This window comes from Micromonospora arida (genome assembly GCF_003857035.1).
In the GTDB taxonomy this organism is placed as follows: domain Bacteria; phylum Actinomycetota; class Actinomycetes; order Mycobacteriales; family Micromonosporaceae; genus Micromonospora; species Micromonospora arida.
This window is the reverse complement of the sequence record NZ_QGSY01000191.1, coordinates 25,466-39,764: the sequence shown is the minus strand read 5'-3', so window position 1 is coordinate 39,764 and position 14,299 is coordinate 25,466. Positions and strand designations below refer to the sequence as shown.

Genomic DNA, 14,299 nt, shown 5'->3' with positions numbered 1-14,299 from the left:
GCTAGCGGAGCTGCCGACGGTCCTCGACGCTCGGCCGCGCCAGCAGCGCTGCCATACCCAGCCCGGCGAGCAGCCCGACCAGGGAGACCAGCAGATCGGAGTCGGCCGCGTTGATCGGGCTGTTGCCGGCCAGCGCGGTGAACGCCGCGCCGATCGGCATCATGATCACCATGGGGATGGCCGTGGCCACCAGGAACACCACCGGGCCCACAAACGCGATGAGAGCGGCCAGGGCGTGGTGCCACCAGATCGGCCGACCACCCGGCCAGTCCCAGGCCAGCAGGGTGACCCCGGTGAGCAGCACCGCCCCGAGAGCGGCCTCCGGCAGGAGTCGTTCACCGGGCGCGGCGGCACGGACCAGCCAGACGCCGAGCAGGGCCGCCACGGTGAGGCCGACGGCCAGCCCGACCCGAGCCCGGGTCCGCGCCGGAGCCGCCGCCAGCGCGGCGCCGACGGCCAGGGCCACCAGCAGCGCCGCCGTGGCCAGGGCGCCCTGGTTCAACTCCGGCTCCCGGTCGGTCGGTGACTCGATTCCGGCCGCCACCAGCGTCAGCACCCCGGCCACGCAGGCCGCCCCGGTCAGCACCCGCCGGTCGGCGGCCGGAGTCGTGCCCGGCTCCCGCGTCTGCGGCGCGGCGCGCTCCCACCAGAGCAGAAGCGCCGCGACCACGCCGAGCACGGCGTAACCGGCGACGGCGAGCAGCACCGTCGCGTCGAGGCCGATCGGGTCGGCCCGGTCGACAGCCACGTCGGCGGCGATCCAGCAGCCGCCCAGCACCACCGCCGGGCCACTCCAGCGCACCTGCCCGCGCCCGGCCAGCACCAGCCCGAGCGGCACCGCCATGATCGCCATGAACCGCAGGTCGCGCGCCCAGTAGGCGTTGTTGCCCGGCAGGTTCTCCGACCACGGGCCGAGCGGCTCGGTCAGCGGTTGCCACGTGGTCATGCCGTACGCCCAGAGCGCGACGGCGGCGGCGGAGAGGAGCAGCCCGACCGGGCGCGCGAATCGCATCCGTGGACGGTAACGGCCCAACCGTCCGCGCGGGGGGCGCGGTCATCCGCCGACCGGCGACCGGGCGGGACGGTGGCGCAGCAGCCGCCACGTCGGCAACACACTGGACAGCACCGCGAGTAGCAGGCACAACCCCACCACGCTGGCGACCACCGACCACGGCACCACCAGGTCGACGGGGGCTCCGACCTGCTCGGCGAGGCCGGCGCTGATGCTGAGCAGACCGACGAACGCGACAGCCCCACCCAACAACGCGCCGATCAGGACCACCAGGGCGGACTCCGCCGTGACCAGCCAGATGACCTGCCGTCGGGTCGCCCCGGCCATCCGGATCAGCCGCAGGTCCGCGGCGCGGCCGGCGGCGGCCAGCAGCAGCGTGTTGGCCACCGCGATGGCCCCGTAGCCGGCGGACACCCCGATCAGCAGCACTGTGAAGAGCCAGACGAGGCGGTCCTCGGCGGCGTCCGCCTCGGCCGCCCAGCCCGCAACGTCGAGGATCCGCGCGCCGACCGGTGGATCGATGCGGTCCCGGACGTACACGGTGGACGTCAGCGCCGACGGGTCGTGCGCCCGCACCACGGCCCGGGGCACGAGCAGGTCGCCGGGGATCGAGGCGTCGTCGACCACGGCGACGACGCGCAACGACACCGTCGTCCCGTCGGCGAAGACCACCGGGTACGACTCGGACGGCAGCCGGTTCGCCGAGGCGCTGACCACCACGGTGTCGTCACCCCTCAGGTCGTTCAGCGAACCGGCGACGACGGTGAGCACCCGGTTCGCGGCGGCGAAGCCCTCCGGATCCACTCCGAGCGCGGTCATCGGCCGGTCCGGTGGCGACGTTCCGGGGTCGGTGCGGTAGACGGTGGTCGGCAGGAGCGCGGTGCCGCCGGTCGCGGCGACGGCCCGGTCGGACAGGCCGGGCGCGCGGTCCGGCACGACGATCCAGCCGGCGTTCACGTTGTCCGCCCGACCCGCCGCGTACGCGGCGGTGGTGGTGCGCACCATCCCGGACACCAGCACCGCGAACGCGACAGTGAGCAGCACCGGCGCGGCGATGGCGGCGGTCCGCCGGGTCGCGGTCAACGCCCCGCCCCGGACCAGCATCCCGATCGCGCCACCGGGCCGACGCACCGGAGAACGCAGCAGCCACACCAGCGGTCCGACCACCACCGGGGCGAGCACTGTGGTGCCGGCCACCAGCGCCATCACCGCGTAGAGCGCGTACTGCGCCCCCACCCGCGCCTCGTCGGCGGTCGCCGTGCCCAGACTGAGAGCACCCCCCGCCGCGAGGAGCAGCGCCCCGGTGACGGCACGCAGCCGGCCGATCGGTCGCTGTTCCACAGCGGCATCGCGTAACGCCTCCAGCGGGCGGACCCGCGCCGCTCGGCGGGACGCCGACCAGACGGCCAGCAACGCGATCACCGGCCCGGCGGCGAGCGAGACCGCGACCGGCCAGAGTTCGTAGCGGACCTCGAAGGTCGACGGTTCGTAGCCGACGTCGACCAGCAGCCGACCCAGCGACGGGGCGAGTGCCGCGCCCACCAGCATGCCGACGATTCCCGCCGAGACGCCGACGGCGAGCGCCTCGGCGTGGACCATGCGGCGGACCTGGCGTCCGGTGGCGCCGACGGCGCGCAGCAGGCCCAGCTCACGGCGGCGCTGCGCGATGGTGAACGCGAAGGTGGAGGCGACCACGAACACCGTGACGAAGCCGGCGAGGGCCGCCGTGGCGGTGAGCACCTGCATGCCGATCCACCGGGTACGGGCGTCGCCGCGCGGCTCCAGCGCACCACAGGCGTCACCGGTGAGCACGCGTCCGTCGACGCCGACGACTCCGCGAGCCGCCGTGGCGACCCGCTCGGGGTCGGCGTCCGGCGCGAGCACCAGCCCGATGGCCCGCACGCCGGGCGCGAGCGCAGCGGCGACCTCGTCCGCGACGTGGACGCCCGGCCCGTCGACCAGACCGCTGACGGTGTACGACTCCGTACCCACAGCGGTCAGCAGGGTGACCGGTGCGCCGACGCCCAGTCCGAGCGCGCGGTCGACGACCACCTCGCCGGGCCGACGAGGTGGCTCGCCGGCCGTGAGGCGCAGCCCACCCAGCTGGGCGCTGGACCAGCCGTGCCCCTGGTAGGCGTCCTCGCGCCGGGTATCGGCGGCCGAGGGTCGGCCGTCGACGAGCGGCTGAGCGTAGAAGGTGCGGTCCGGTACCGCCGCCACCACGTCCGGCAGACCGGCCAGCCTGCCGGCCAATTCCGCCGCCGTGGTGGCGGACCAGGGCCGGGTCGGCACGAACTCGTCAGCGGACGCACCCGCCTCGGGGCTCTGCACCACGACCGCCGCCCGCGCCAGCCGGTCCGGCACCTGCGGGCGCCCGGATGCGAGCAGCAGGGTGGCCGCCGCGACCAGCGTGACCCCGATGGCGACGGCCACGAATGCGCTGGCCGACCGCCGGACGCTCAGCACGACGACTCCGCGACGGTTTCCCGCTCGGCGATCCGGGCGGCGACGGCGGCGGCGGTGATCCCGCCGGTCAGCTCGTCGACGACGCGGCCGTCGGCCAGCAAAAGGACCCGATCGGCGTACGCGGCGGCGGCGGGATCGTGGGTCACCATCACGACGGTCTGCCCGTGGTCGTCGACGAGCGCCCGCAGCAGCCGGAGCACCTGCCGGGAGGAGGCGCTGTCCAACGCCCCGGTCGGCTCGTCGGCGAAGACCACCGCCGGACGGGTGATCAACGCGCGGGCCACGGCGACGCGCTGCTGCTCCCCGCCGGACAGCTCACTCGGCCGGTGCCCGGCCCGGTCGGCGAGGCCGACGGCGTCGAGGGCGGCGGCGACGTCCCCGGCCGGCGGGCGGCGGCGGGCCAGGCGCGACGGCAACTCGACGTTCTGCGCGGCGGTCAGTGTGGACACGAGGTTGAACGCCTGGAAGACGAAGCCGATCCGGTCCCGCCGCAGCCGGGTCAGCTCGTCCTCACCGAGGTCGTTGAGGTTGGTGCCGTCGATCGTGACGATCCCCTCGGTCGGGCGGTCCAGCCCCGCCGCGCAGTGCAGCAGGGTGGACTTCCCCGAGCCGGAGGGGCCCATCACCGCCGTGAACGTGCCGCTCGCGAAGCTGGTGGTCACGCCGTCGAGCGCCGTCACCCGCCGGGTTCCGGTGCCGTACACCGCGCGCAGCCCCGTCAGGGTCACCGTGTCTGTGGTCATGGCCGTTACCGTGCCGAATGCCGGGGGTGCGGCGCGTCGTGCCGGGGCGGGCACTTTCCGGCCCTCCCCCGGGTGGAGTCCGGGGCCCACAACCGGCCGCGCGTCGTCCTGCGGGATGACCACCCGCAGGCGGACGCGGCCGACCCAGCCGGCCGTTACCGTTCGACGGGTGACCGCTCTCCTGCTGACCCGACGAATGCGGCCGGTGGACCTGTACACCGTGGACGCCCTGCTGGCGGTGGCCGTCGGTGGGCTGCTCTGCCCGTACGCGGCGCTGGAGTCGCCGCTGCACGGCGGCGTACGCGAGCCGCTCTGGGTGTCGGTGCTGGTCGGGATGGCCCTGGGGCTGCCGTTGGCGGTCCGGCGACGGTGGCCGATGACGGTGGCGGTCGTGATCAGCTCGATCGCCACCGTCGCTCTGATCACCGGGGTGATACCCAACTTCGCGGCCGCTGCTCCGGCGTTCGCCATCGGCCTGTCCTTCTACACGGTGGCCGTGGCGACGCCCACCCGCCGGTCGATGCTCTGCGCCGTCGGTTGTCTGGCGCTGGTGAGCGTCGGCCTGGTGCTGACCGCGGGCGACCTCTGGTCGCGGACCGGCGCGGTCGTCTACGCCGGGGTCATGGTCGCGCCGGCCTGGGTGATCGGTTGGCTGATCCGGGAGCGACGCGCCCTCGCCACCCGGCAGAGTGATCAGCTGGTCCGTCAGGCTGCCACCGAGGAGCGGTTGCGGGTGGCGCGCGAGCTGCACGACGTGGTCGCGCACACGCTCAGTCTCATCGTGGTGAAGGCGGCCGTCGCCAACCACGTCGCCGAGGCCGACCCGCGCGAGGCGGGCGCCGCGCTCCGGGTCATCGAGGAGACCGGCCGCACCGCGCTGACCGACGTACGTCGGGTGCTCGGCGTGTTACGCGAGGACAGCCCGTACGCGCCGACGCCCGGGCTGGACGAGTTGCCCCTCCTCGCCCGGCAGGCGGCGATCGGCGGCGTCGACGTGCAGCTCGACGTGCGGCGGGACGAGCCGGCCGGCGCGGTGCCGCAGTCGGTGGGCCTCGCGGTGTACCGGATCGTGCAGGAGGCGGTGACGAACGTGGTGAAGCACGCCGCGCCGGCCGCCTGCCGGGCCACGGTGACCGTCCTGCCCGACGAGGTGCGGGTGGAGGTGACCGACGACGGCCGGCGGCCGGTCCTGCTCGGCGGGGAGGGGCACGGGTTGATCGGCATGCGGGAACGGGTGGCGTTGCACGGCGGGGAGTTCCGTGCCGGCCCCCGCTCCGACGGTGGCTTTGCGGTGACGGCCAACCTCCCCTACCGGGTGGCCGCGTGATCCGCGTGCTGATCGCCGACGACCAGGCGTTGTTGCGCGGCAGTTTCCGGCTGCTGGTCGATCTCAGCCCGGACTGCACCACTGTCGGTGAGGCTGGCACCGGGGTGGAGGCCGTCGCGTTGACCGAGCAGCACCGGCCGGATGTGGTGCTGATGGACGTTCGGATGCCGGAGATGGACGGCATCGAGGCGACCCGGCGGATCTGCGCCGACCCGGCGACGGCCGGCACCCGGGTCATCATCCTGACCACGTTCGACCTCGACGAGTACGTCTACGGGGCGCTGCGCGCCGGTGCCAGCGGGTTCCTGCTCAAGGACACCCCACCGGCGGACCTGCTGACCGGGATCCGGGTGGTCGCGGCCGGGGAGGGGCTGCTCGCGCCGACGGTGACCCGCCGGCTGATCGACGAGTTCGCCCGGCAGCCGGAGCCGACCCGGCCGCTGCCCCGGCAGCTCGACGGGGTGACCGATCGGGAACGGGAGGTCCTCGGGCTGATCGCCCGGGGCCTGTCCAACGCGGAGTTGGCCGCGCACCTCAACCTCAGCCAGGCCACCGTCAAGACGCACGTCGGGCGGCTGCTGACCAAGCTGGCGGTACGCGACCGGGCGCAACTGGTCATCGTCGCGTACGAGACCGGCCTGGCGGGACCGGGCGGCCTACGCTGAGCGGGTTGTCCGCACCCGAGGAGGAGCCATGACCCGGTACGTCGCCCTGCTGCGCGGGGTCAACGTCGGCACCACCCGGCTGGCGATGGCCGACCTGCGGCGGATCGTCACCGACCTCGGGCACGAGGACGTCAAGACGTACCTGCAGAGCGGCAACGTGGCCTTCGACAGCACGGTGCGCGACGCGGAGAAGCTGGCCGCCGGCATCGCGCGGGCGCTCACCGACGAGCTGGCGTTGACCGTGCCGGTGCTGGTGCGCAGCGGCCGGGAGTTGGCGGCGATCGCGGGCGGCAACCCGTACGCCGACCGGGATGACGACCCGACGCGACTGCTGGTGGCCTTCCTCGCCAAAGCACCGAAGAAGTCCCTCGTGGATGCGCTGGCCGTGCCCGGTGCCGAGAACGTGTCGTTCACGGTGACCGGCCGGGAGGTGTTCCTGCACTACGTCGACGGCGGTGCCGGGCGGTCGAAGTTCACGAACGCGTACCTGGAGAAGAAGCTCGGCGTGGTGGCCACCTCCCGCAACTGGAAGTCGGTGCGGGCCCTGGCGGAGATGACCGCCTCCTGACCTCAGGTGGGGGTCGCGGTCCGGCGACCCCCACCGACGCTGATCAGAAGTGGTAGGCGGTCTCGTACTCGGGCACCAGCACCCGGCTGCGCGGCGAGATCCGACGCACCGCCGCGATCATCTCGTTCAGCCGGGTGCGGTCGGTCGGGGCGACCGGCGGCGGGTTCTGCAACGCCGTCTCGAAGTTGTCGTAGTGCACCGGCACCACGACCTTCGGGTAGTCGAGGCCGGCCAGCAGCCGGGGCAGGTAGTCGCCGGTGGTGGTGGCGTTCTGCATGGCCACCATCGCCACGTCGGGCGCGAGGCCGGTGAGGTTCCGTTCGGCGACGTCGCTGGCCCCGGTGAAGTAGACCGACGGTCCGCCGTCGACCCGCAGCAGGTAGCCCAGCGTGTCGCCCTCCGGCAGGTCGGCGATGGTGGCCGGCTGCGGCGGCGGGCTCACCCGCACCCCGGGAAAGGCCACCGAGTACGACGGGTTGCGGCTGTGCAGCGAGCCGACCACCTCGACGCTGTGGTCGCCGAAGTCCAGCACCTCCCCACCCTTCACGGCACTGAGCTGCGTCGACGGCAACCCGTAGGCCAACCCCAGGTGGTACGCGGTCAGCGTGCCGAACACCCGTGCACCGGTGCGCTTGGCGATGTACGGCACGTCCATGAAGTGGTCCCAGTGGGTGTGCGTGACCAGCACCGTCGTGGCCCGGTCGACGCGCGGGTCGATGACGTCGGTGCGCACTGTCAACGGGGTGTCCGTGCGGAACGGGCCGGTGAACAGCCCGGTGTCGATCCGGCTGAGGAACGGGTCGACGAGAACGGTGCGGTCGCCGATGTCGACGCGCCAGCCGGCCGTACCCCACCAGCGGAAGCTGACCGCGCCCTTGCGGCGAGCGGTGGGCGTGGACGCGGCGGCCGAGGGCGCGGCCTGGGCCGGGGTGGCGACGCCAGTGGCGAGGCCACCGGCGGAGACCATGGCCGTGGTGGCGGCGGCGTCGCGCAGGAAGCGTCGGCGGTCGAGACTGGGCATGCGGATCTACTCCCCGTGGTCGGGTGATGTGTCGCCCACGAGCCAACCAGCGGCACCGGGCCGCGGTCCAAGATCAAGGGCCGTCTGCTTCGATACGCCAGCGGATATCGAGCCTGCTCGGCGGGGGTGCGGTGGCGCTCGGAGGGGCGCGAAATCACTCGCCGCGCAGCGCCTCGACGGCCGTCCGGGCGGCCTCCCCCATGGCCAGGTCCACGTCGATGCGACGCGGGGTCAACTGTGCGGCGCGGGCGAAGACGGCGATCGCGTACCGGCCGCCGTCGGGGTATTCGGCGACCCCGGCCTCCAGGTGGAACCCGGGCAGGGTGCCGGTCTTTCCGGAGACCCGGACGCCGGGCGGGAAACCGGCGGCCAACCGGGTCCAGAAGATCTGCCGGGCCATCCAGGTGCGGACCATCGCGCAGGCCGTCGCCGGCCCGGCCTCGTCCCGCCAGATCAGCGTGAGCAGCCGGGTGATCTCCCGGGCTGTGCTGGACGTGGTGTGCGCGGGGTCGAAGACCCGCATCGCCCGGACCCGGTCCGCCGGCAGCGTGGGGAAGATCCGGGCGAACTCCGCCTCGGTCCGGGCGCCCACGTCGGCGAGCATCATCTCGACCAGTTCCCGTGGGCCACCGAGGACCCGGGTACGGGTCAGCCCCAGCTCGACGGCGAGCATCGGCAGCAGGTCCGGGCCGACCCGGCGCAGCAGCAGGTCGGCGGCCGTGTTGTCGGTGACCGACATGGCGAAGTACGCGAGGTCGCGCAGCGACACCTCGGCGTCGTCGGCGCAGCCCGCCAGACCCCACCCACCGAGCCGGTCGGCGGCGGTGACCACGACCCGCTCGGTCGGGTCCAGTTGACCGGCCTCGACCTGCCGGGCGAACTCCAGCACCAGAAGGATCTTGAAGATCGAGGCGATCACCACCTGCTCGTCGGCCCGCACCCCGACCTCGCGACCGCCGGCCGCCGGGCCGCCACCCTGGACGGCGCCCAGGTCGACGGCGTCCAGGTCCACGACGTGCAGGCTGGCCGTCACCCCGACGGCGGCGAAGATGGCCCCGATACGTTCCTCCACGTCCACGCCAGCACGGTATCCAGCGCCGCCGTGGCCGCGTTGGCGTAGGGTCCCGGCCGTGGATCTGCTCCGGCACCTGCGGCACTTCGTGGTGGTCGCACACGAACTGCACTTCGGGCGGGCCGCGGAGCTGCTCGGGATGGCCCAGCCGCCGCTGAGCCAGTCGATCCAGCGGCTGGAACGGGAACTCACGGTCGAGCTGTTCGACAGGTCCCGCCGCCAGGTACGCCTCACCACCGCCGGTGAGCTGCTGCTCGGCGAGGCGGAGGAACTGCTCGCCGGCGAGGGCCGACTCCGCAGCCTGATGGGGCAGATCCGCGCCGGTGAGCTGGGCGTACTCCGGGCCGGGGTGCCACCGGAGACGCCAGCCGTGACGCTGCGTTCGCTGCTGGACGGGCTCACCACCCGGGCGCCCGGCCTGGACGTGGAGCTGCACGAGCTGACCACGGCCGAGCAGGTGCGGATGCTCACCGAGCGGACCCTGGACGTGGGGCTCGTGCATCACCCGGTGGCGGCGGACGGGCTGCGCTTCGGGGCCCCGGTCGACGTACCCCTGGGGGTGCTGCTGCCGCGCACCTCGCCGCTGGCCCGCGGCCGCGAGGTGACGCTCGCGTCGCTGGCCGGCCTGGATCTGGTGGCCGCTCCCCGCGCCACCGCCCCCGGCTGGCACGACCACCTGCTGGCGGTGTGCCGGCAGCACGGTTGGCGTCCGGCCCGGGTGCGCCCCGCCCGCAACCCGGAGTTCCTCTTCGGGCTGGTGCTGGCCGGCGGCGGGGTGGCCGTGGAACCGGCGACGGTGGCCCGCCGGGAACCGCGGATGGCCTGGCGGCCGATCATTGACGCACCGCTGGCCAAGCGCACCTCGGCGGCCTGGCCGGACCGGTCGGCACATCCGGCGGCGGCGATGTTCGGCCAACTCGCCGCGGAGGTGCTGGCCGACGCCGAGCCCACCGCGCCCGCGACGCCCGCGACGTCGGTGCCGGCGGCACGGCCGTGGCCGGTGCTGTTCGACACGACCGGGTGAACCGACCGGCCGTTGTGTTCGCCACCCCCGATTGGGCGGTGGATCGTCCACCCACCCGGGTATGGATGACAGGAAACGAAGACGCGAAGGAGCCGCAGTGGCAATCACGATTCCCGACATCAGCCTGAACGACGGCACCACCATTCCGCAGCTCGGCTTCGGGGTGTTCCAGATCGAGCCGAAGGACACCGTCGCGGCGGTGACCACCGCCCTGGAGGTGGGCTACCGGCACATCGACACCGCCGAGATGTACGGCAACGAGGCCGAGGTCGGCGAGGCGGTACGCGTGTCCGGTCTCGACCGGGGTTCGGTCTACGTGACCAGCAAGCTGAACAACGGCTTCCACCGCCCCGACGACGCCCGCAGGGCGTTCGACTCGACCCTCGCGGCGCTGAAGATGGACTACATCGACCTGTTCCTGATCCACTGGCCGCTGCCGACCCTGTACGACGGCGACTACGTCTCGACCTGGAAGGTGCTGGAGGAGTTCCAGCGCGACGGCCGGGCCCGCTCGATCGGCGTGTCGAACTTCCAGGTGTCGCACCTGCAGCGGCTGGCCGACGAGGCGAGCGTCGTGCCGGCGGTCAACCAGATCGAGGCGCACCCGTACTTCGGCAACGACGAGGTCCGCGCCTACGGCCGTGAGCACAACATCCTCACCGAGGCGTGGTCGCCGATCGCCCAGGGCAAGGTGCTCGACGACCCGACGGTCGTCGACATCGCCGGGCAGCTCGACCGGACCCCGGCGCAGGTGGTGCTCCGCTGGCACGTGCAGCGCGGCGACATCATCTTCCCGAAGTCGACCACCCCGAAGCGGATCGAGGAGAACACCCGGATCTTCGACTTCGAGTTGGACGACGCGGCGATGGAGCGGATCACCGCGCTGGACAAGGGCGAGGCCGGCCGGCAGGGCCCGAACCCGGACACCTTCGCCTACCTGCCCAACTGACCTGAGCCCCCACTCGGCGGCCAGGTCTCCTGAATGCGTGATGCCTCAGAGTCATCTTGATGACCCTGAGGCATCACGCTGTTCCCGGCGGGTCAATCACGCTGTGCCCGGCGCTCAGGAGCCGACGCGCTCGGCGATCCGGCGGAACACCGCCTGGGTCGGCGAGTCGGGCTCGGGGACGTAGACGATCAGCCGCTGCTCGGTCTCCGGCACCAGCAACACGCGGCACTCGAACTCCAACGACCCCAGGCGGGGATGTGGCACCCGCTTGATCACGGGACGGCGCTCCTCCACCTCGTGCTCGGCCCAGAGCTGGGCGAACCGTGGCGAGGTGCCGAGCAGCTCGGTTACCAGATCACGGATCGCCGGGTCGGCCGGGTAACGGCCATAGGCAGCCCGCAGGTCCGCCACCGTGCTGTGCACGAAGCGGCGGGCGTCGGCGTCGGTCCAGTGGGCCTCGGTGACCGGCCGCCGGAACGTCCAGCGGATCATGTTGCGCTCCGCGTCCGGCACTGCCGCGAGGTCCCCCAGGAAGTACGCGGCCATGCGGTTCCAGGCCAGCACGTGGTACGCGGCGTCGACGAGGTACGCCGGGGTCTCGGTCATGGCGTCGAGCAGGTGCCGCAGCCCGGGAGTCACCTCCCGGCTCGGGCCGACGGTAGGCGGCGGGTTCTCCCCGGCGATCCGGAACAGGTACTCGCGCTCGTCCCGGCTCAACATCAGCGCCCGGGCCATCGACGCGAGCACCTGCCGGGACGGGTGCGGCCCGCGGCCCTGCTCCAACCGGATGTAGTAGTCGATCGACATGCCGGCGAGTTGGGCGACCTCCTGCCGGCGCAGCCCGGGGGTGCGTCGACGTTCGCCCTCGGGGAGCCCGACCTCGGCGGGGCGCAGCCGGGCACGGCGGGTACGCAGGAACGCCGCCAGTTCGTCACGCCGCAGGCCGCTGCTCGTCATGCCCCCAGCATGCCGCGACCAGGGCCGGCCAGGGTGGTACCACCGGTCCCAGCCTCGGCCCGTCTCTCCCCGGACGCCGTCGGCGCGGACACGCTCTTCGTCATGACGAACACGATCGCCCTGATCACCGGGGCCAACAAGGGAATCGGCTTCGCCACCGCCCGGCAGCTCGGCGCCCGGGGGATGACCGTGCTGGTGGGCGCCCGGGACGCCGAGCGGGGTCGGGCAGCCGAACGGGAACTGCGCGACGGCGGCGCGGACGCCGTGTTCCTGCCGCTCGACATCACCGACGCCGAGTCGGTGACGGCCGCCGCGAAGCGGGTGGAGGCGGAGTACGGCCGGCTGGACGTTCTGGTCAACAACGCTGGCATCGTCCTCGCCGACGGCGCACGAGGGCTGCCCAGCGAGACGACGGTGGCGACGCTGCGCCGGCTGTACGAGACGAACGTCTTCGGGGTGGTGGCGGTGACAAACGCGCTGCTGCCGCTGCTGCGCCGGGCACCGGCCGCCCGGATCGTCAACGTGTCGAGCGAGGTCGGCTCGATCGCCGTGATGACCGACCCGAACGGCGCGCTGTTCGAGCTGACCTCCGTGCCGTACCCGTCGTCGAAGGCGGCGCTGAACATGCTCACCGCGATGTACGCCAAGGAGCTGCGGGACACCCCGATCACTGTGAACGCGGCGAACCCGGGCTACTGCGCCACCGACCTCAACGGCAACAGCGGTTTCCGCACGGCCGACCAGGGCGCCGAGGTGAGCGTGCACCTGGCGACCCTGCCGGCCGACGGGCCGAGCGGGCTGCTCTGGGGCTTCCAGATGGACGCCGGCGGTGGATACGGCGTGCTGCCCTGGTGACGTTGAGCGCTTGACCTGGAGTGCGCTCCAGGTTGGAGGGTTACCTGTGCGCCCGCCGGTAGGGCGCACGAGAGGAGACCCCCATGCGGTACCGCACGATCGGCGCCGACCCGGCGACCCGGCGCGAGGTCAGCGTGCTCAGCCTCGGCGCGATGCTCTTCGGCAGCGCCACCGACGAGGCCACCTCGTACGCGATCCTCGACCGGTACGTCGAGGCCGGCGGCACGTTCATCGACACGTCGGACAACTACGCGTTCTGGGTGGACGGCGGCCAGGGCGGGCAGAGTGAGGAGTTGCTCGGCCGGTGGCGGCGCAGCCGGGGCGTCGGCGCCGAGATCGTCATCGCCACCAAGCTGGGCGCCCGACCGCTGGCCCCGGGCACCAGCTACCTGGACAACGCCGAGGGCCTCTCCGCCAAGGTGATCCGCGAGTCCGCGGAGCGCAGCCGGGAACGGCTCGGGGTGGAGCGGCTGGACCTGCTCTACGCGCACATCGAAGACCGCGCCGTGCCGCTCCAGGAGACCGTGGAGGGCTTCGCCGAGCTGGTCGCCGAGGGCACTGTGGGTCTGCTGGGCGCCAGCAACCACCGGGCCTGGCGGGTGGAGCGGGCCCGCGCGTTGGCCACCGCCGCCGGCCTGCCGGGGTACGAGGTGCTCCAGTACCACCGCAGTTACCTGCCGAACCGCACCGACCTGATCAGCGAACTGGACCCGGACGGCGAGCCGGGCGGCGTCAGCGGTGACCTGCTCAGTTACCTGCGTGCCGAGCCCGAGCTGACCCTGGTGGCGTACTCGCCGCTGCTCAAGGGGGCGTTCACCCGGGCGGACAAGCCGCACAGCTCGGCGTACGACCTGCCGAGCGCGCCCCGGCGACTGGCCGCGCTGCGGGAGGTCGCCGGGCAGAGCGACGCGACTGTCAACCAGGTGGTGCTCGCCTGGTTGCTGGGCGGTGAGCTGCCGTCCATCCCGCTGGTGGGCGCCTCGTCGGTGGCGCAACTGGAGGAGAGCCTGGCAGCGGTCGACCTGGAGCTGACCGCCGGGCAACGGCACCGCCTCGACACCACCTGGTGACCTGACACCGACCGCCCCGCCGACCTCAGCTCACGGTCGGTGGGGCGGTCAGGTCGAGCTGCCAGTCGTTGGCCCGCATCATCTGCCCCGGCGGGTATTCGAAGCCGGTCTCGCCGAGCAGCGTGAAGCCGGCCTTGCGGCACACCGCGTTCGAGGCGGGATTGTCGACCGAGGGGTAGGCGTGGGCGTAGTGCCGGTCCCGTCGGGCGCGAGCGACGTCCACCACCGCGCGCACCGCCGCGGTCGCAAGCCCCTGCCCCCGGTACGCCGGCAGCACCGCCCAGCCCAGCTCGTACACCGGCTGGTCACGCCACTCGCGGGCCCAGTAGCCGACGCTGCCCGCCCGTGCCCCGTCCGGCAGCACCAGCGTGAACATGCACCCCTGCTCGGTGCCGGAGAAGTGCACGTAACGGTCGTGCCGGGCGAGCACCTGCTCGTCGGTCTCCGGGCCGCCGGTGTGCTTGCGGGTGTCCGGTGAGTTGAGCTGCCGCAGCAGGTCGAGGTCGTCCTCGTGCCACGGCTCGATGCGTACCTGTGCCAATCTCAACTGTGTCGCGGCCGAGCGAGCCG

14 protein-coding genes are annotated in these 14,299 nt (G+C 73.2%); 7 read left to right on the top strand and 7 right to left on the bottom strand.

Annotation, left to right across the window (positions count from 1 at the left end; all coding sequences use genetic code 11):
* Position 1 precedes the first annotated feature (1 nt).
* The 3 genes from DLJ58_RS17750 to DLJ58_RS17740 are packed head-to-tail and all read right to left on the bottom strand — an operon-like array spanning position 2 to position 4,221.
* A complete protein-coding gene (locus DLJ58_RS17750; RefSeq protein WP_124857825.1) occupies positions 2-1,012 on the bottom strand; it encodes a hypothetical protein in 1,011 nt (336 codons plus the stop codon).
* 42 nt (positions 1,013-1,054) lie between these two features.
* Positions 1,055-3,478, bottom strand: coding sequence for an ABC transporter permease (locus DLJ58_RS17745; protein ID WP_244218994.1), 2,424 nt, complete (start codon positions 3,476-3,478; stop codon positions 1,055-1,057).
* The gene (locus DLJ58_RS17740) at positions 3,472-4,221 is read right to left on the bottom strand and encodes an ABC transporter ATP-binding protein (protein WP_167493715.1); all 750 of its coding nucleotides are present in this window, start codon (positions 4,219-4,221) and stop codon (positions 3,472-3,474) included. Before DLJ58_RS17740 ends, DLJ58_RS17745 begins: the two co-directional genes overlap by 7 nt.
* A 169-nt stretch (positions 4,222-4,390) precedes the next feature.
* Here DLJ58_RS17740 and DLJ58_RS17735 point away from each other — a divergent pair, with 169 nt between their 5' ends.
* Genes DLJ58_RS17735 through DLJ58_RS17725 form a run of 3 tightly spaced genes read left to right on the top strand, consistent with a single transcriptional unit; the run spans position 4,391 to position 6,781 of the window.
* On the top strand, positions 4,391-5,548 hold the full coding sequence (locus DLJ58_RS17735; protein ID WP_244218993.1) for a sensor histidine kinase: 1,158 nt from the start codon (positions 4,391-4,393) through the stop codon (positions 5,546-5,548).
* Positions 5,545-6,213, top strand: a complete 669-nt coding sequence (locus DLJ58_RS17730; RefSeq protein WP_124857819.1) for a response regulator — start codon at positions 5,545-5,547, stop codon at positions 6,211-6,213. The genes DLJ58_RS17735 and DLJ58_RS17730 overlap by 4 nt, the downstream gene beginning before the upstream one ends.
* 28 nt (positions 6,214-6,241) lie before the next feature.
* Entirely contained in the window at positions 6,242-6,781 is a 540-nt protein-coding gene (locus DLJ58_RS17725) for a DUF1697 domain-containing protein (protein WP_124857817.1), read from the top strand.
* A 43-nt stretch (positions 6,782-6,824) separates the two neighbouring features.
* On the opposite strand, the gene DLJ58_RS17720 is transcribed toward DLJ58_RS17725, so the two are convergent.
* On the bottom strand, positions 6,825-7,802 hold the full coding sequence (locus DLJ58_RS17720; RefSeq protein WP_124857815.1) for an MBL fold metallo-hydrolase: 978 nt from the start codon (positions 7,800-7,802) through the stop codon (positions 6,825-6,827).
* A 154-nt stretch (positions 7,803-7,956) separates the two neighbouring features.
* Positions 7,957-8,880 (bottom strand): serine hydrolase, encoded by a 924-nt coding sequence (locus DLJ58_RS17715; protein ID WP_124857813.1) that lies wholly within the window; start codon positions 8,878-8,880, stop codon positions 7,957-7,959.
* Between the two features lie 52 nt (positions 8,881-8,932).
* Here DLJ58_RS17715 and DLJ58_RS17710 point away from each other — a divergent pair, with 52 nt between their 5' ends.
* Positions 8,933-9,898, top strand: coding sequence for a LysR family transcriptional regulator (locus DLJ58_RS17710; RefSeq protein ID WP_124857811.1), 966 nt, complete (start codon positions 8,933-8,935; stop codon positions 9,896-9,898).
* Between the two features lie 97 nt (positions 9,899-9,995).
* The gene (locus DLJ58_RS17705) at positions 9,996-10,847 is read left to right on the top strand and encodes an aldo/keto reductase (protein ID WP_244218992.1); all 852 of its coding nucleotides are present in this window, start codon (positions 9,996-9,998) and stop codon (positions 10,845-10,847) included.
* A 114-nt stretch (positions 10,848-10,961) separates the two neighbouring features.
* On the opposite strand, the gene DLJ58_RS17700 is transcribed toward DLJ58_RS17705, so the two are convergent.
* Positions 10,962-11,804, bottom strand: coding sequence for a helix-turn-helix transcriptional regulator (locus DLJ58_RS17700; RefSeq protein WP_124857807.1), 843 nt, complete (start codon positions 11,802-11,804; stop codon positions 10,962-10,964).
* 102 nt (positions 11,805-11,906) lie between these two features.
* Between DLJ58_RS17700 and DLJ58_RS17695 the strand changes: the two genes are divergently transcribed.
* Positions 11,907-12,659, top strand: coding sequence for an SDR family oxidoreductase (locus DLJ58_RS17695; RefSeq protein ID WP_124857805.1), 753 nt, complete (start codon positions 11,907-11,909; stop codon positions 12,657-12,659).
* 83 nt (positions 12,660-12,742) lie between these two features.
* Positions 12,743-13,729 carry an aldo/keto reductase gene (locus DLJ58_RS17690; RefSeq protein ID WP_124857803.1) on the top strand — a complete coding sequence of 329 codons (987 nt, stop codon included), beginning with the start codon at positions 12,743-12,745 and terminating at the stop codon, positions 13,727-13,729.
* Between the two features lie 25 nt (positions 13,730-13,754).
* On the opposite strand, the gene DLJ58_RS17685 is transcribed toward DLJ58_RS17690, so the two are convergent.
* The gene (locus tag DLJ58_RS17685) at positions 13,755-14,270 is read right to left on the bottom strand and encodes a GNAT family N-acetyltransferase (RefSeq protein ID WP_124857801.1); all 516 of its coding nucleotides are present in this window, start codon (positions 14,268-14,270) and stop codon (positions 13,755-13,757) included.
* Positions 14,271-14,299: the final 29 nt, after the last annotated feature.

What these genes read in the sequence shown, in the direction of transcription:
- DLJ58_RS17700 (WP_124857807.1), bottom strand. Translation starts at nt 11,804, where the DNA reads ATGACGAGCAGCGGCCTGCGGCGTGACGAACTGGCGGCGTTCCTGCGT.
- DLJ58_RS17750 (WP_124857825.1), bottom strand. Translation starts at nt 1,012, where the DNA reads ATGCGATTCGCGCGCCCGGTCGGGCTGCTCCTCTCCGCCGCCGCCGTC.
- DLJ58_RS17720 (WP_124857815.1), bottom strand. Translation starts at nt 7,802, where the DNA reads ATGCCCAGTCTCGACCGCCGACGCTTCCTGCGCGACGCCGCCGCCACC.
- DLJ58_RS17725 (WP_124857817.1), top strand. Translation starts at nt 6,242, where the DNA reads ATGACCCGGTACGTCGCCCTGCTGCGCGGGGTCAACGTCGGCACCACC.
- DLJ58_RS17695 (WP_124857805.1), top strand. Translation starts at nt 11,907, where the DNA reads ATGACGAACACGATCGCCCTGATCACCGGGGCCAACAAGGGAATCGGC.
- DLJ58_RS17690 (WP_124857803.1), top strand. Translation starts at nt 12,743, where the DNA reads ATGCGGTACCGCACGATCGGCGCCGACCCGGCGACCCGGCGCGAGGTC.
- DLJ58_RS17740 (WP_167493715.1), bottom strand. Translation starts at nt 4,221, where the DNA reads ATGACCACAGACACGGTGACCCTGACGGGGCTGCGCGCGGTGTACGGC.